At 62.4% G+C, this 16,931-nt stretch carries 14 protein-coding genes and 1 pseudogene; 12 read left to right on the forward strand and 3 right to left on the reverse strand.

Features of this window, described 5'->3' with window-relative positions:
• Nucleotides 1–69: 69 nt before the first annotated feature.
• A complete protein-coding gene (locus tag AC26AR_RS13085) occupies nucleotides 70–873 on the forward strand; it encodes an arginyltransferase (protein WP_084207979.1) in 804 nt (267 codons plus the stop codon).
• 350 nt (nucleotides 874–1,223) lie between these two features.
• A complete protein-coding gene (gene infA / locus AC26AR_RS13090) occupies nucleotides 1,224–1,442 on the forward strand; it encodes a translation initiation factor IF-1 (protein WP_024953359.1) in 219 nt (72 codons plus the stop codon).
• Between the two features lie 668 nt (nucleotides 1,443–2,110).
• On the opposite strand, the gene clpA is transcribed toward infA, so the two are convergent.
• The 3 genes from clpA to icd form a co-directional block, all read right to left on the reverse strand.
• Nucleotides 2,111–4,375, reverse strand: coding sequence for an ATP-dependent Clp protease ATP-binding subunit ClpA (gene clpA / locus AC26AR_RS13095; RefSeq protein WP_077375333.1), 2,265 nt, complete (start codon nucleotides 4,373–4,375; stop codon nucleotides 2,111–2,113).
• Nucleotides 4,376–4,408: 33 nt separating this feature from the next.
• Nucleotides 4,409–4,810 carry an ATP-dependent Clp protease adapter ClpS gene (gene clpS / locus AC26AR_RS13100; protein ID WP_077375336.1) on the reverse strand — a complete coding sequence of 134 codons (402 nt, stop codon included), beginning with the start codon at nucleotides 4,808–4,810 and terminating at the stop codon, nucleotides 4,409–4,411.
• Nucleotides 4,811–5,126: 316 nt separating this feature from the next.
• Nucleotides 5,127–6,389, reverse strand: a complete 1,263-nt coding sequence (gene icd, locus AC26AR_RS13105; protein ID WP_065392420.1) for an NADP-dependent isocitrate dehydrogenase — start codon at nucleotides 6,387–6,389, stop codon at nucleotides 5,127–5,129.
• Nucleotides 6,390–6,489: 100 nt separating this feature from the next.
• Here icd and AC26AR_RS13110 point away from each other — a divergent pair.
• The 10 genes and pseudogenes from AC26AR_RS13110 to AC26AR_RS13155 all read left to right on the forward strand — a co-directional run.
• Nucleotides 6,490–7,077, forward strand: a pseudogene (locus AC26AR_RS13110) (pseudouridine synthase); the annotation flags it as partial.
• 221 nt (nucleotides 7,078–7,298) lie between these two features.
• Nucleotides 7,299–7,748 carry an NUDIX domain-containing protein gene (locus AC26AR_RS13115; RefSeq protein ID WP_136938838.1) on the forward strand — a complete coding sequence of 150 codons (450 nt, stop codon included), beginning with the start codon at nucleotides 7,299–7,301 and terminating at the stop codon, nucleotides 7,746–7,748.
• Nucleotides 7,749–7,921: 173 nt separating this feature from the next.
• Entirely contained in the window at nucleotides 7,922–9,103 is a 1,182-nt protein-coding gene (mnmA, locus tag AC26AR_RS13120; RefSeq protein WP_488107176.1) for a tRNA 2-thiouridine(34) synthase MnmA, read from the forward strand.
• Nucleotides 9,100–9,735: a high frequency lysogenization protein HflD gene (gene hflD, locus AC26AR_RS13125; RefSeq protein ID WP_077375348.1), complete on the forward strand. Its 636-nt coding sequence runs from the start codon at nucleotides 9,100–9,102 to the stop codon at nucleotides 9,733–9,735. The genes mnmA and hflD overlap by 4 nt, the downstream gene beginning before the upstream one ends.
• Nucleotides 9,736–9,884: 149 nt before the next feature.
• Nucleotides 9,885–11,252 carry an adenylosuccinate lyase gene (purB, locus tag AC26AR_RS13130; RefSeq protein WP_488107177.1) on the forward strand — a complete coding sequence of 456 codons (1,368 nt, stop codon included), beginning with the start codon at nucleotides 9,885–9,887 and terminating at the stop codon, nucleotides 11,250–11,252.
• A gap of 271 nt (nucleotides 11,253–11,523) precedes the next feature.
• On the forward strand, nucleotides 11,524–12,777 hold the full coding sequence (locus tag AC26AR_RS13135; protein ID WP_084207975.1) for a cupin domain-containing protein: 1,254 nt from the start codon (nucleotides 11,524–11,526) through the stop codon (nucleotides 12,775–12,777).
• Nucleotides 12,774–13,205, forward strand: coding sequence for a GNAT family N-acetyltransferase (locus AC26AR_RS13140; RefSeq protein ID WP_077375356.1), 432 nt, complete (start codon nucleotides 12,774–12,776; stop codon nucleotides 13,203–13,205). The genes AC26AR_RS13135 and AC26AR_RS13140 overlap by 4 nt, the downstream gene beginning before the upstream one ends.
• 365 nt (nucleotides 13,206–13,570) lie before the next feature.
• A complete protein-coding gene (locus AC26AR_RS13145) occupies nucleotides 13,571–14,344 on the forward strand; it encodes a hypothetical protein (RefSeq protein ID WP_488107178.1) in 774 nt (257 codons plus the stop codon).
• Nucleotides 14,345–14,536: 192 nt separating this feature from the next.
• The gene (gene aceA, locus AC26AR_RS13150) at nucleotides 14,537–15,847 is read left to right on the forward strand and encodes an isocitrate lyase (protein ID WP_077375362.1); all 1,311 of its coding nucleotides are present in this window, start codon (nucleotides 14,537–14,539) and stop codon (nucleotides 15,845–15,847) included.
• A gap of 395 nt (nucleotides 15,848–16,242) precedes the next feature.
• Nucleotides 16,243–16,755, forward strand: a complete 513-nt coding sequence (locus AC26AR_RS13155) for an outer membrane lipoprotein (protein ID WP_077375365.1) — start codon at nucleotides 16,243–16,245, stop codon at nucleotides 16,753–16,755.
• The last annotated feature ends 176 nt before the right edge of the window (nucleotides 16,756–16,931 follow it).

Raw genomic sequence — 16,931 nt, forward strand, 5'->3', positions numbered from 1 at the left:
TGGCGCAGGTCATCACCGACGATGGGCTGCCAGCGTCCACACTGATGCAGTGAGGGAGATGAAGCGAAGGTGAGCAGCAATACCCCCAAACAACCGCAACGCGATCTGCGCTTCTTCCTGACCGTGCCCCATGCCTGCAGCTACCTGGAAGGACGCCAGGCGACCACGCTGTTCCTCGACCCACAGGAAGCGCCCAACTCCGGCGTCTATGATGCTCTGGCTCTGCTCGGCTTTCGTCGCAGCGGCTCACACCTCTATCGACCGCACTGCGGCGATTGCCGCGCCTGCATCTCGGTACGAGTCCCCATCGCCGACTTCACGCCCAACCGTACCCAGAAGAAATTGCTCAAGCGCAATGCCGACCTCACCATCGAGGAAGGCCCGGCACTGTTCGATCCCGAACACTATCGTCTGTATGCGCACTATATCCGTAGCCGTCACGCCGATGGCGACATGTTCCCGCCAAGCCACGAGCAATACCGTACCTTTCTGACGTCACGCGATGAATATGCACGCCTGATCAGCTTCCGGCTCGATGGCAGGCTGGTGGCGGTCGCGGCCATGGATCGCATGAGCCATGGGCTGTCCGCCATCTACACCTTCTACGACCCCGATGAAGCCTTCCAGTCGCGCTCCCTCGGCACCTACGCCGTACTGTGGCAGATAGAACAGGCGCGCCGGGAGGCTCTGGCGCATCTTTATCTGGGCTACTGGATACGGGATTGCCGCAAGATGAACTACAAGCAGCATTTCCAACCGTTGGAATACCTGGATGGCAGCCATTGGCGTCGCCGGATCCCCTTCAGCTTCCATGATACTCACCTTCCCCTGAGCCTCATCAAGACTGGTGACAGCCTGCAGCGCGACGCCTAGGGCCCGCCTTCGCCTTCCCGCCACTGAAAGGATGGGGAACCTCATGGCAGTGCCGCTGCCCAACCTCGCTGCAGCGGGTTCTCGAGAGGGGATTCGAAAGGGAAGCTCGAGAGTGGACAGGGCAGCCCCTACCGCCGGCGGAACCTGTCGGTGGCACTGGATACGATTTTATCGCTCCTGCGGCCTGCCCACGAGCGCTCAAGGAGCGTACAATCTCGCTTCGACTTTGCCTTGCTGCCGCCCTTGCGGCACAATATCGCCTATCGAAGTCCCGAATCCGGCACTTTTCTGTGCGCGGATGGCTCGGAACCCACCGCATTACTCCCTGTATCAGATGAGGATCAGCCTATATGGCGCGTGAAGATCATATTGAAATGGAAGGCGTCATCGTCGACACCCTTCCGAACACCACTTTCCGTGTAGAACTGGAAAACGGCCACATCGTGACCGCACACATCTCTGGCAAGATGCGCAAGAACTACATCCGCATCCTGACCGGTGACAAGGTCAAGGTTGAGCTGACTCCCTACGACCTGTCCAAGGGCCGTATCGTCTACCGTTCGCGCTGAGCACGGTCTGACTGCCTTGCCGGTCACTCGACATCGAGCATCAGGCTGCGGGGGCATGGCAAATCAAGATCTGCCCTCACCCCACTTGCCAAGGCTCCCTGTGACACCGGCTGGCTGAACCGGCCGTCCTGGCATTTCAGACATGGAAGCCTTTCCTGCCTGATCCCCCCGCTCGGACCCGGAACAGCGCACCACCAGCCCTTCGTGACACGACTCCTCGTGACATTGAAGGCGCGTCTCGATGGTGCGCGCCAGAGTATTCCGATGATGCCGCTTTGCCCCGTGGATGCGTCCTGAGCCCGAACGCCCGTCTGGCCTTCGCTCCCATCCCATGAGGACAAGCGGCTCATCCATGCCCCCGCCCCTGCCATGACACGCTGCCCTTGCGGCAGAGGCCTTGGCGTGGGCGCCTTTCACCTTTCCCCTTCTGCGTAATCCGTCCTCACCCCCTCTTCTTCCCTGCCCTCTTGCCTCTCTTGACTCTCTTGACTGCACCATCGGCCGTCCTTTCCGCCATGGCCCCTGCTGTCGGCATTTGACCCTCGGCGGAGCGGAATCACTGCACAAATGCGCTCTTGCGGGCAAAAGAAAACGGCCAGTGCCTGAGCACTGACCGTTCATTGTGATGATGCTGCGGGGCATCAATACATCACGAGACGCGGCGACCCTCAGGCCATTTCAGCCTCGGTCTCCAGGTGCAGTTCGCCGTTGTCGACCGTGACATGCACGATACCACCGGACTCCGACAGATCACCGAACAGGATCATCTCGGCCAACGGCTTCTTGAGCTTCTCCTGAATGACGCGCGCCATCGGACGAGCCCCCATCGCCGGGTCATAGCCCAGAGTCGCCAGCAGGTCTCGCGCTTCATCCGCCACGTCCAGCTGCACGCGTTTCTCGTCAAGCTGTGCCTGCAGTTCGACCAGGAACTTGTCGACCACATTGCGCACCACGGCGAGATCCAGCGCGCCGAACTGGATGATGCCATCCAGACGGTTGCGGAATTCCGGTGAGAAGGTCTTGCGAATGACTTCCATCGCATCGGTGGAGTGATCCTGATGCTTGAAGCCGATGGAGCGACGTGCCACCTGCTCGGCCCCTGCATTGGAGGTCATCACCAGGATGACGTTGCGGAAGTCCGCTTCGCGACCGTTGTTGTCGGTCAGGCGGCCGTGGTCCATCACCTGCAGCAGCAGGTTGAAGACTTCCGGGTGTGCCTTCTCGATCTCATCCAGCAACAGCACACAATGCGGCTGCTTGGTGATGGCTTCGGTCAGAAGCCCGCCCTGGTCATAACCGACATAGCCCGGCGGTGCCCCGATCAGGCGCGAGACAGTGTGACGCTCCATGTACTCGGACATGTCGAAGCGCACCAGCTCGATCCCCATCAACGCTGCCAGCTGACGCGCGACCTCGGTCTTGCCGACACCTGTCGGCCCCGCGAACAGGAAGCTGCCCACCGGCTTGTCCGGCGCCTTGAGCCCGGCACGCGACAGCTTGATGGCTGCCGAAAGACCGGTGATGGCATCGTCCTGACCGAACACCAGCATCTTGAGATCACGCTCGAGATTGGACAGCAGCTTCTTGTCGGAGCTGGAGACCGTCTTCGGCGGAATGCGCGCGATGGACGCCACGATCGCCTCGACCTGCTCGGTATCGATGGTATCGACACGGATGCTCTCGGGCAGCAGACGCTGGTGTGCACCGGCTTCATCGATCACATCGATGGCCTTGTCGGGCAGCTGACGATCGTTGATGTAGCGATCCGCCAGTCGCACTGCCGTCTCGAGCGCCGCATCGGTGTACTTGAGGGCATGGTGTTCCTCGAAGCGACCTCGCAGCCCCTTGAGGATGCGAATGGTGTCGTCCACCGACGGCTCCATGACATCGACCTTCTGGAAGCGACGTGCCAGCGCACGGTCCTTCTCGAAGATGCCGCGGAATTCCTGGAAGGTGGTGGAACCGATGCAGCGCAGCTCACCGGAAGACAGCAGCGGCTTGAGCAGATTGGAGGCATCCATCACGCCACCGGACGCCGCCCCCGCCCCGATGACGGTGTGGATCTCGTCGATGAACAGGATCGAGTTCGGTTCCTTGCGCAGCTCCGCCAGCAGGGCCTTGAGGCGCTTCTCGAAATCACCGCGGTACTTGGTACCCGCCAGCAGCGCGCCGAGATCCAGCGAGTAGACGACGGCTTCCTTGATGACTTCCGGGACGTCTTCCTCGACGATTCGCTTGGCGAGACCTTCCGCGATGGCGGTCTTGCCGACACCGGCCTCGCCGACCAGCAGCGGGTTGTTCTTGCGACGGCGCACCAGAATCTGCACCACGCGCTCAAGTTCTTCATCACGGCCGATCAGCGGATCGATCTTGCCCAGACGTGCCTGGTCGTTGAGGTTGGTGGCGTAGTTGGTCAGCGGGCTGTTGCCGCTCTCGCTGCTGCTCTCCTCGCCTTCCTCGCTCTCGACCGACGCCTGAGGCGCCTGGGTGTGACCCGCCACCTTGGAAATGCCGTGGGCGATGTAGTTGACCGCATCGACCCGCGCGACATTCTGCTGCTTGAGGAAGTAGACCGCCTGGCTTTCCTGCTCGGAGAAGATGGCCACCAGCACGTTGGCGCCGGTCACTTCACTCTTGCCGGAGGATTGGACATGGAAGACAGCACGCTGAAGCACGCGCTGGAAGCCCAGCGTCGGCTGCGTCTCGCGGTCTTCCTGCTCTTCCGGGATCAGCGGGGTGGTGGAGTTGATGAAGTCCTGAAGGTCGACTCGCAACTTGTCCAGATTGGCGCCGCAGGCGCGCAAGACGTCCGAAGCGGAGGCATTGTCGAGCAGTGCCAGCAGGAGGTGTTCCACGGTCATGAATTCGTGGCGCTTGGAACGTGCCACGGTGAAGGCCGTGTTCAGGGTCAGTTCAAGTTCTTTGCTCAACATGGCAAGTCCCCTCTAGGCCGCGTCTTGGACGGATCACTCCGCCCGGTCGATGTCGCACAGCAGCGGATGCTGGCACTCTCGAGCATATTGATTCACTTGGTGGCATTTCGTTTCCGCGATGTCGCGGCTGAAGATGCCACAGGTTCCTTTTCCCTGATGATGGACAGCGAGCATGATCTGTACTGCCTGCTCCTGATCCTTGTTGAAGAAGGTGGTCAGCACCTCCACGACGAAATCCATCGGCGTGAAGTCATCATTGTGCAGAACAACCTTGTACATGGGCGGTGGCGCCAGTTCGGGCTCAGCGGTAGCGAACGCCAGATCGCCATCCTGATCCTCCTGGTGCGACGGCTCCTGTGCCGAGGGAGCCTGATTCCTGATCCGCAACAGCTGCGAGAAAGAGAAGCTGCTGCACGATGTGTCTGTCTTGAACATAAGGGGCTGATCCGGTGAACACAAGCAGTGGCGAAGCTGATTGCCTCAACGCGCCACGACGGAAGGCCACTTCCATCGCCGGGCATTGACGTTGATGGGATAAGGAAAAGATGAGGGCATGTCGCGCATGATGCAAGCGCCCTGCGCTCAAGTGTGCTCACGAGCGGGCGCAAAGCGCGCCGGAATGTCGTCTCCTGGAAGACGAAACGACATCTCAAGACGCAAGAAGGCCCCCGGACACGTCCGGGGGCCTTCTTCTGAGAACCCTGCACTGCCTGAAACGGAACGTCAGTCCCGGTCAGACAAGTGTCGGATCTCAGGCATCCATGTTGTCAGCGACAGCCTGACCGAACTCGGAGCACTTGAGCAGCTTGGCATCGTCCATCAGGCGATGGAAGTCATAGGTGACTTCGCCCTTGGCGATGGCCTTCTCGACGCCTTTCAGCACGAGATCCGCGGCTTCGACCCAACCCATGTGACGCAGCATCATCTCGGCGGAGAGGATGACGGAGCCCGGGTTGACCTTGTCCTGACCGGCGTACTTCGGCGCAGTACCGTGAGTCGCTTCGAACATGGCGACGGTGTCGGACAGGTTGGCACCCGGCGCGATACCGATACCACCCACTTCCGCCGCCAGAGCGTCGGACAGGTAGTCACCGTTCAGGTTCAGGGTAGCGATGACATCGTATTCCGCCGGACGCAGCAGGATCTGCTGGAGCATGGCGTCAGCGATGACGTCCTTGACCACGATGTCCTTGCCGTTGTTCGGGTTCTTGAAAGTCATCCACGGGCCGCCATCCAGCAGCTCGCCGCCGAACTCGTCCTTGACGATTTCGTAGCCCCAGTCCTTGAAGGCACCTTCGGTGAACTTCATGATGTTGCCCTTGTGCACCAGGGTCAGCGACTCACGGTCGTTGTCGATGGTGTACTGGACAGCCTGACGGACCAGACGCTTGGTACCTTCTTCGGACACCGGCTTGACGCCGATACCGCAGTTCTGCGGGAAGCGGATGTTGGTGACACCCATCTCTTCGCGCAGGAACTTGATGACCTTGTCGGCTTCCGGCGTTCCCGCTTTCCATTCGACACCTGCGTAGATGTCTTCGGAGTTTTCGCGGAAGATGACCATGTCGACGTCGGCCGGCTTCTTGACCGGACTCGGCACACCCGTGAACCAGCGCACCGGGCGCAGGCAGGTGTACAGGTCAAGCTTCTGACGCAGCGCGACGTTCAGGGAGCGAATACCACCGCCCACCGGAGTGGTCAGCGGACCCTTGATGGAAACGACGTAATCCTTGACAGCCTCGAGAGTCTCTTCCGGCAGCCAGGTGTCAGCGTCATAGACGTGAGTGGCTTTTTCACCGGCGTAGACTTCCATCCAGTGAATCTTGCGCTCACCGCCATAGGCCTTTTCGACAGCAGCGTCGATGGCAATCTTCATGGCCGGAGTCACGTCCACGCCGATACCATCGCCTTCGATGAACGGGATGATCGGATTATTCGGAACGTTGAGGGTATTGTCGGAATTTGCGGTGATCTTGGCACCGCCTTCCGGGACGACAATCTTCTGGAACCCCATTGATAACTCCCCTGTCATGGATTCAGTGGAGGCGCGAGTATAGCACCCGTGCCGCTTCTCACAGTAGGCTTATACGGCAGCCGCGACAAAAGTCTAAACCATGTCTCTCATATATCTGCTACACAAGCCCTACCGCGTTCTGACGCAGTTCACCGACCGCGATCAAGGCCGTCAGACCCTCGCGGACTTCATCGACGTGCCGGATGTCTATGCCGCCGGACGCCTCGATTATGATTCGGAAGGATTGCTGCTGCTCACCAGTGATGGCGCGCTCTCCCACCAGATCGCACATCCGAAGAAGAAGCAACCCAAGACTTACTGGGTGCAGGTGGAAGGCGCCCCTGATGAGCAGGCCATCGCCGCGCTGAGAGCCGGCGTGGAGCTCAAGGATGGCATGACCCGACCGGCCAAGGTCAGGCTCATCGACCCACCGGCGTTGCCAGAAAGGCAACCTCCCGTGCGCTTTCGTGCCAGCATTCCCACCCACTGGCTCGAGATCATCATCAGCGAGGGTCGCAATCGACAGGTACGCCGGATGACCGCACATGTCGGCCTGCCGACACTGCGCCTTGTCCGAGCCGCCATCGGCCCCTGGAAGCTCGATGACCTGGCACCCGGCGAGTGGCGCAGCGAGGAGGTCGAGATGCCCGTGCCGCCACGCCAGGCGCGCCCGCCCGCTCGCGGCAGGAACGCTGGCGGCGGCTCCGGGGAGCGCAAGAACGGCTCGGGGCCGAAGCAGCGCACCAGGGGTGCCGACAAGCGCAAGCCTCGACAGTCCGACAGGCAGGCCGGCCACCATGCCGACGGCAAGCCAGCGTCGGGCAAGGCAGCCGCAGGCAAACGCAGCGGCGGATCTTCGCGCCCCTCCTCCTCGCGCCCCTCCTCCCACAAGAAAGGAAGAAAATCCTGATGGCTGCACGCTGGACCCCGAATGCCACCGTTGCCTGTGTCGTGGAACGCGCCGGGCGCTACCTGATCGTCGAAGAGGACAAGGGCGGCCCCGCGACGCTGTTCAACCAGCCGGCCGGCCACCTCGAGCCCCACGAGCGCATCATTGATGGCGTGCAGCGCGAGGTACGTGAGGAAACGGCCTGGCGTATCCTGCTGACAGGCTATCTTGGCCTGTACGTGCACGTTGCCGAGGATGGCACCCATTTCCACTCGCATGGCTTCGAGGCAGCGGCGCTGGAGCACCTGAATACGCCACTCGACCCTGACATCGTCAGGACCCACTGGCTGACTCTCGAGGAAATCGAGCAGCTGGAGGCCATGGGGCGTCTGCGCAGCCCGCTGGTGACCCGCCGTATCCGCGACAGCCTGCGTGGCAAGCGCTTCCCGCTCGACGTCATCCACGATTGACGCGCGCCATCGTGACCGCTCAGGCGCCTGCCGTGCGTCAGAGGCTGCAGGCGGGGTGAATCCCACCCACGCCTTCAGGTATAATCGCGGTCAATCAAGCGGTGCCAGAATGACGTATCCGCCGCCTCCCCTGTTTGTGACGACTCGCGGCCACGCGGGTGACGAGAGAACTGATGACCGCTGAAACCGGTACCGGAACCAAGGTCATCGTCGGCATGTCCGGCGGTGTCGACTCCTCTGTCTCTGCCCTGTTGTTGATGGAGCAGGGCTACCAGGTCGAAGGCCTGTTCATGAAGAACTGGGACGAAGATGACGGCAGCGAATACTGCACCGCCATCGAAGACCTGGCCGATGCCCAGGCCGTGTGCGACAAGCTCGGCATCAAGCTGCATACCGCCAACTTCGCCGCGGAGTACTGGGACAATGTCTTCGAGCACTTCCTGGCCGAGTACAAGGCCGGTCGCACGCCGAATCCCGACATCCTTTGCAATCGGGAGATCAAGTTCAAGGTCTTCCTCGAGTATGCCGAGATGCTGGGTGCCGAGCTGATCGCCACCGGCCACTACGTGCGTGGCGGCGTGCGTGAGGGTCGTGCGCGCCTACTCAAGGGCCTGGACACCAACAAGGACCAGAGCTACTTCCTGCACGCCGTGCCGGAGTCCGCCATCGCGCGCACCCTGTTCCCGGTGGGAGAACTGGAGAAGCACGAAGTGCGGACCATCGCCGAGAGGCATGAGCTTGTCACCGCGCGCAAGAAGGACTCCACCGGTATCTGCTTCATCGGTGAGCGACGCTTCGCCGACTTCCTCAAGCAGTACCTGCCGGCCCAGCCGGGCAAGATCGAGACGCCTGACGGCGAGGTCATCGGCGAGCACATGGGCCTGATGTACTACACCCTCGGCCAGCGCCAGGGCCTGGGCATCGGCGGACTGCGCAACCATCCGGACGCTCCCTGGTTCGTCTGTGCCAAGGATCTGGAGCGCAATGTGCTGATCGCCGTGCAGGGCAAGCACCACGAGCTGCTCTACACCCAGGTCCTGAGCACCGAGTCCGTCGACTGGGTGGCGGGCGAGCCGCCCGCGGCCGATGCCAACGGCGAACTGCGTATCCGCTGCAAGAATCGCTACCGTCAGGAAGATCAGGCCGCGACCTTGATCGTCAATGACGGCCAGCGTGTCGAGGTACGCTTCGATGAGCCACAACGTGCCGTCACGCCCGGTCAGTCAGCCGTCTTCTATCTCGGCGACATCTGTCTGGGTGGCGGCGTGATCGATGCCGCCTGGAAACTTCCGGCAGCGGCCAGCAGCATGGCCGCCGCCCCGCTCTCTGGCCCCGAGGAGTCTGCCGCGCAATGACCAGCGTGCCGATCCGTCCCGTCACTGATACCACCACCCGCCAGGCGCTTTCGCTGGCGGGCGTCTTCCAGGCGGCCGCGCTGGTCGATGAGCTCGCCCGTCATGGCCAGTGCGATGAGCGCGCCTGGGAAACCCTGGTCAACGCCACTCTGGACACCAACCCGGAGAGCTTCGAGGCCATCTACGGCGGGCATCACAACCGCCTGCGCCTGGGCATCGACACCGTGAGTGCGGTGATGGATCGGCGTCAGGTCTCCCCCGTGGTGATGCGCTATGGCTTCTCGCTGGTGATGCTGATGAGCAAGCTCAAGCAGGACCCGGACATGCTGGACAAGCTGGGGGCAGGACTGACGCGTATCCAGGGCCAGGCCGAGCACTTCGGGCCGACCCACGAGAACGTGATCGCAAGCCTCGGCGAGCTCTACCAGCAGACCCTCTCCACCTTCCGTTACCGGATCGTGGTGCAGGGCGATCCCGGTCTGCTGCAGCAACGCATGATGCCAGAGCGCATCCGTTGCGCCCTGCTGGCCGGCGTACGCTTCGCGCTGCTGTGGGACCAGCAGGGCGGCCGTCGCTGGAAGCTGATCTTCCAGCGCTCCGCGCTCAAGAAATCCCTGCGCCAGCTGGACTGATGCCGGCTCGCCTGGCCGGCAGCACGCCCGCCAGGCAACACCGCGCACACCCCGAATTCGCTTCAACAACGCTGGAACCCGTCAAGCGGGTTCCGAGACACTTGAACTGGCAGCACGTCCTGTCCTGCCACCATCGGAAGATTCTCATCATGCAGCTGTCCGCCCTCACCGCTCTGTCTCCTGTCGATGGCCGTTATGGCGCCAAGACCGAGGCCCTGCGCGAGCACTTCAGTGAATTCGGCCTGATCCGTGCCCGTGTCACCGTCGAGGTGCGCTGGCTGCAGCGCCTGGCCGCCCACGCCGAGATCGCTGAAGTGCCGGCTTTCTCGAAGGAAGCCAACGCCGTACTGGACGCCATCGTCAGCGACTTCAGTGTCGAGGATGCCAAGCGCATCAAGGACATCGAACGCACCACCAATCACGACGTGAAAGCGGTCGAGTACTTCCTGAAGGAGAAGGTCGAGGGCAACGCTGAGCTCAACGCCGTCACCGAATTCATCCACTTCGCCTGCACCAGTGAAGACATCAACAACCTGTCTCACGCCCTGATGCTGCGTGGCGGTCTGGACAACGTGCTGCTGCCGCAGATGCGTGAAGTGACCGAGGCCATCGTCGCACTGGCTCACCAGCACGCCGAACAGCCGATGCTGTCGCGTACCCACGGCCAGACTGCCAGCCCGACCACCCTCGGCAAGGAAATGGCCAACGTCGCCGCGCGTCTGCGTCGTCAGCTGGCCCAGATCGAGCGCATCGAGATGCTCGGCAAGATCAACGGTGCCGTGGGCAACTACAACGCCCACCTGACCACCTACCCGGCCATCGACTGGGCGGCCAATGCCGAAACCTTCGTCGAGAGCCTCGGCCTGACCTTCAACCCGTACACCACCCAGATCGAACCGCACGACTACATCGCCGAGCTGTTCGATGCCGTCTGCCGCTTCAACACCATCCTGATCGACTTCGATCGTGATGTCTGGGGCTACATCTCGCTGGGGTACTTCAAGCAGCGCACCGTGGCCGGCGAGATCGGCTCCTCCACCATGCCGCACAAGGTCAACCCGATCGACTTCGAGAACTCCGAAGGCAATCTGGGCATCGCCAACGCCGTGCTGGGCCATCTGGCGCAGAAGCTGCCGATCTCCCGCTGGCAGCGTGACCTGACCGACTCCACCGTGCTGCGCAACCTCGGTACCGGCCTGGCGCAGGGCCTGATCGCCTACCAGGCGACCCTGAAGGGCATCAGCAAGCTGGAAGCCAACCCGGAACGCCTGAACGCGGATCTGGACAACAGCTGGGAAGTGCTGGCCGAGCCGATCCAGACCGTCATGCGTCGTTACGGCATCGAGAAGCCCTACGAGAAGCTCAAGGAGCTGACCCGTGGCAAGCGCATCGACCAGGCCGGTTTCGCCGCCTTCATCGAGACGCTGGAACTGCCGGAAGACGTCAAGACCGAGCTGAAGGCTCTGAGCCCGGCCAGCTACATCGGCAACGCCATTGCACAGGCCAAGGCGCTCTAAGCGGCGCAGGTCACTGCAAGTCTTAAGACGCCGGGGCCTCTGCTCCGGCGTCATGCATTGCGTATTAGACAGCATGCAGCACGCTGCACATTGAACGACACACTGGATTCACGACCACTGACGTATCCACGTCAGTGCGCACGACATGTCACGCCCCACGCGGGCCGGCATGGATCGCATTGCCGCCAGCCAACCGGAAGCGGCTTCACCGACGTCATCGCGAGACACGCAGGCCCACCAAGGGCTGCGGCTCACGTTCGAGAGGTTCTGCATGAGCACATCCCCCGCCCCCCACGACACCGACACGCCACTGGCACTGTTGGGCGGCCTGAGCATCCGCGAATTCCTGCGCGACTACTGGCAGCAGAAGCCGCTGCTGATTCGCGGCGCCTTCGCGGATTTCGAGACGCCGCTGGAAGCCGATGAACTGGCGGGACTGGCCTGCGAGGACGGCATCGAGGCACGCCTGGTGGAAGAGCATGGTCCCGACAAGGCCTGGCAGGTCAGCCACGGGCCTTTCGATGACGCCACCTTCGCGCGTCTCGACGCCAAGGACGACAGCCAGTGGAGCCTGCTGGTGCAGGCAGTGGACCATTACGTCCCGGACGTCGCTGCCCTCTTCGAGCCCTTCACCTTCCTGCCGCGCTGGCGCCTCGATGACATCATGATCAGCTACGCGCCCACCGGCGGCAGCGTCGGTCCGCACCTGGACAACTACGATGTCTTCCTGCTCCAGGCGCAAGGCCAGCGTCACTGGCAGCTGGGCGGCATGCACGGTGATGACGCCGAGATCATCGATGGCATCGACCTGCGCATCCTCAAGCACTTCGAGGTCACACCGGGCGAGGATTGGGTGCTGGAGCCGGGCGACATGCTCTACGTGCCGCCGCGTCTGGCCCACCACGGCGTCAGCCAGTCCGATGACTGCATGACCATCTCGGTCGGCTTCCGTGCCCCTTCCGCCGATGAAGTCGTCACCTCCTATGCCGATTACCTGGGCGCCAGCCTGCCGGAATCGCTGCGCTACCGTGACCAGGGCATGGCACCGGTCGCCAATGCCGGCGAGCTGGACGACGCCTCGCTCGAGCGCGTGCGTGAACTGTTGCTCAGCACGTTGGACAATCCGACTCAGCTGGCCCAGTGGTTCGGTCGTTACATGACCCAGCCCAAGTATCTGGAGCAGCTCGCCGCCCGTGAACCGGCGCTCAAGACGCATGAGCTGGTCGAGTATCTGGAAGATGAAGGCGTACTGGTGCGCTCGCTGGGCTCGCGCTTCGCCTTCCGTCACGGTGAGAATGACACCAGCACCCTGTTCGTCGATGGCGATGGCGTCCCCGCGACCCCGGCGCTCGCGGAAGCGCTGGCCTCCAGCGAACGCCTGACGGCGGTGTTGCTTGACTACACGACGGCCGACCTTGATCGCAAGGCCGTGGTCAGCCTGCTCACGGCGCTGGTCAATCGCGGCAGTCTGATTCTGGAATGCGACCTGCAGGACGAAGAGGACGAGGAGGAAGATGACGCATGAGTGACGCCATGATCAGTCTGGAACGCGGTGACTGGCAGACCCTCGCCGATGAGGCCAGCGAGATCCGTCGCGTGGTCTTCATCGAAGAGCAGCAGGTCCCGCAGGACGAGGAATGGGACGGCCGCGACGAGCAGTGCGTCCATTTCCTGGCACGCCTTGAAGGGCGTGCCGTCGGGACCGCTCGCCTGTTGCCGGATGGCCATGTCGGTCGCGTCGCCGTGCTCTCCCAGGCACGGGGGCTGGGGCTTGGTCTGCGCCTGATGGAGGCGGCCATTCATGCCGCTCGCCAGGCGGGTCATGCAGAGGTACTGCTCGATGCCCAGATCCACGCTCTGGAATTCTATCAACGCCTGGGCTTCACGGCCTTCGGTGAGGAATTCATCGATGCCGGGATACCGCACCGCAGCATGCGCTTGATTCTCAACTGAAAAGCAACGTTTTGTCACCAGAAACCGGCTCCCTGTGGGGGCCGGTTTTTTTATGCCTTGAAATATCTTGTAGTCTGGCTACAACGTGAAACGTGACCAAGTCATCATTCCCCAGAGCCCATGAAACCTGACATGATGATGATATTGAAAATATTAAAACACTCGTTTGTCATGCGAATTATCCTCAGCGTTGAAACGGCATGAAACGATCGTTTTAATACGACCAAGGAATGAAAGACAACGCGATGATTCACAGCGATGCTAGGAGTCATCCCCATCACGCTGCATTGCGGCATCGCCAATCAGGAGGCCTCCCCATGCATGGCATACCCTCTGCAACGCTTGCCACATCCAGCGGGAGCGCCATGGCCAACGTCAGCAGCCATGTGCCGGGACGCAGCGCCACCAGTGGCATCACGGGGAAGCCACTGGAGGAAGCCCAGAGTGAGCTGTGGCGCTCCCGAGAGATGCAGGCACGCCTCGCCAGACTGGCTCGCCCGATGATCGACCTCCTGCCCAGCGTTCCACCAGAACCGACCGCTGCACAGGCACAGACGATCTGTCACCTGAGCCGTGACAAGCGCTGGCACCTGGCAGGCAACGACTGGCAATGGAAACGATTCGATGGGACCTCGCAGCCGGCGTCGACGGGACCGGAGCCGGGATTGCGCGACGACACCTGGCAGGTGGCACGTCAGGGTGACGGATTGGCGGCTGATTCACGCCTCGCGCTACCCGGGCTCGAGCAAGCCGTGAAGGGGCTCATGATCGCCGGACGCCCCCTCCCGCTGGCCTTCTGGACGCTGGCCGCCGCGCGGCATCGCGGCGAACGCCATGCTGGGCTCGATATCGCTCACATCGGCAGTGTGCGAGAGGCGCTCTGCTGGGGGGAACTCATCGCGCGCCTCAGAGCGCCGGATGGCCGCCCTCCCCGCGTCACGGCAAGACTTGCGAACTGCACGGTGCCAGTCCTGGAGGCCAGCCTCTACTTCCTGCAGCCCTGGCTCGAGCGTCTGACTCTGCAGCCTCATCCTGAGATGCGCGAGGGCTGCCATCAGGTGCTGCTCGAGAGAACTCGCCTGACCGACACGACTTCAAGACCCACAACAACAAACGATGATCTCGCTATCCCACGATGACAATGACAAATGATGGATAGCGCTTGGCGGCGATGAGCGGCAGGCAGCCCGGACGGTCTCACGACATTTCCGCACGCCAGTCTCTGACCAGGTCCCGCCCTGATTCACCAGATGACACGGCAACAGACTCAAGACACCACGACATGCCAGGCGCCCTCGAGGCCCTGCGACGAAGCCATCAGGAGATGCACCATGACTCAATCACGTGCCGAACAGATTGCAGCGCTGGAAAAGGACTGGGCCGAAAATGCACGTTGGGAAGGCGTGACACGCCCGTATTCCGCAGAGGATGTGGTGCGCCTGCGCGGCTCCGTCCAGGAAGCCAACACCCTGGCGACGCGTGGTGCCGAAAAGCTCTGGAAACTGGTCAATGGTGATGCCAAGAAGGGCTACGTCAACTGTCTTGGCGCTCTGACCGGTGGCCAGGCCATGCAACAGGTGAAGGCCGGTATCGAAGCCATCTACCTGTCCGGCTGGCAGGTCGCCGCTGACAACAATACCAGCGAGGCCATGTACCCGGATCAGTCCCTTTACCCGGTGGATTCCGTGCCGACCGTGGTCAAGCGCATCAACAACACCTTCCGTCGCGCCGACCAGATCCAATGGCAGAAAGGGGCCAATCCGGGCGATGCCGGCTTCGTCGACTACTTCGCGCCCATCGTGGCGGATGCCGAGGCAGGCTTCGGTGGCGTACTCAACGGCTATGAGCTGATGACCGCCATGATCCGCGCGGGCGCCTCCGGCGTGCACTTCGAGGACCAGCTGGCGTCGGTCAAGAAATGTGGTCACATGGGGGGCAAGGTGCTGGTGCCGACCCAGGAAGCGGTGCAGAAGCTGGTCGCCGCGCGTCTGGCCGCTGACGTGGCCGGCGTGCCGACGCTGGTCATCGCGCGTACCGATGCCAACGCCGCTGACCTGATCACCTCTGACGTCGACGACTACGACAAGCCGTTCCTGACCGGCGAGCGCTCCGACGAAGGCTTCTATCGCGTCAATGCCGGCCTGGATCAGGCCATCGCACGCGGTCTCGCCTACGCGCCCTACGCCGACCTGATCTGGTGCGAGACGGCCAAGCCGGACCTCGAGGAAGCACGCCGCTTCGCGGAAGCGATCAAGAAGGAATACCCGGATCAGCTGCTGGCCTACAACTGCTCGCCTTCCTTCAACTGGAAGAAGAACCTCGACGACGCCACCATCGCCAAGTTCCAGCAGGAACTCTCGGACATGGGCTACAAGTACCAGTTCATCACCCTGGCCGGCATCCACAACATGTGGTTCAACATGTTCGATCTCGCCTACGACTACGCCCAGGGCGAAGGCATGAAGCACTACGTCGAGAAGGTACAGGAAGCCGAATTTGCCGCCGCCGAGAAGGGCTACACCTTCGTGGCACACCAGCAGGAAGTCGGCACCGGCTACTTCGATGACATGACCAATGTCATCCAGGGTGGCAACTCCTCCGTCACCGCCCTCACCGGCTCTACCGAGGAAGACCAGTTCTGATCTCAGCACTTCCCTGTAGACAGCAGACAACCCTCGGCGAGACAGAGACTTGACCGAGGGCCACCATCCGAAGACACGCAAGCCCGTTCACGCGGGCTTGCGTGTCTTCGTCGTTCCAGAATTCGGTGCATGGGGCGCGACGCAACAGTGGCACGGGTGCTCCCGCCCGGGATGGCGTGCAGGGGAACCCGAGAATGGCGGCGTGGTCTATACTGTTAGGAAACAGTGTTCTTGCACTGTCACGGGGGGCATTGCCTCGGCCCTCGACAGCGCAACGACACGGTGGCGGCCAACGGACGTGCCAGCCAGCTTCTCTCATCCGTCGTCATCGGCCTCCACACCCCATGACCTCATCACAACCGAATGTTGCACCGCTTCCTGCGAGGAAATACACCATGAGCTTCCCGACCCACTCACAACGACGTCCTGACGCGAAACGCTCGGCACGCTGGTTGCCAGTGATCGCCATTGGCCTGCTGACACTGGGTGGCTGCGCGAACAGCGATATCTATTCCGGCAACGTCTACACCGGCGATCAGGCCAAGCGCGCGCAGTCCGTCAGCTACGGCACCATCACCTCGCTGCGCCCGGTGCAGATCCAGGCACAGGATGAAGGCAGTGGCGTGCTTGGCGGCCTGGGTGGCGCCGTCGTCGGCGGCCTGCTCGGCAGCCAGATCGGTGGCGGTTCCGGCCGCGCGATCGCGACCGCCGCCGGTGCCATCGGCGGTAGCGTCGCGGGCAAGTCGATCGCCGACAACGTCGACCAGATCGACGCCTACGAGATCGAGGTGCGTCGCGATGCTGGCGACAGCCTCATCGTCGTCCAGAAGGCCGATACCGCCTTCTCGGTTGGCCAGCGTGTCCGCCTGGTCGGCTACGGCGCCAACCTGAGCGTCGCCCCGTATTGATCCTCTTGATGGCTGGTGCCCTTGCCGGGTGCCAGCCATTCAGTGTCTTCCCTCCCTGAACGACTTCTGTTGCAGGCCTCTCTGCACTCAAGAGGCTCCTGCCGTTTTGCGGCTTTGCTTGCTGCCCTCGCCTTCCCGGTATTCATGCGCTTGCCTGGTCCCTCGCACGCGCCTGA

The organism is Cobetia sp. PS-4MA, from assembly GCF_057670765.1.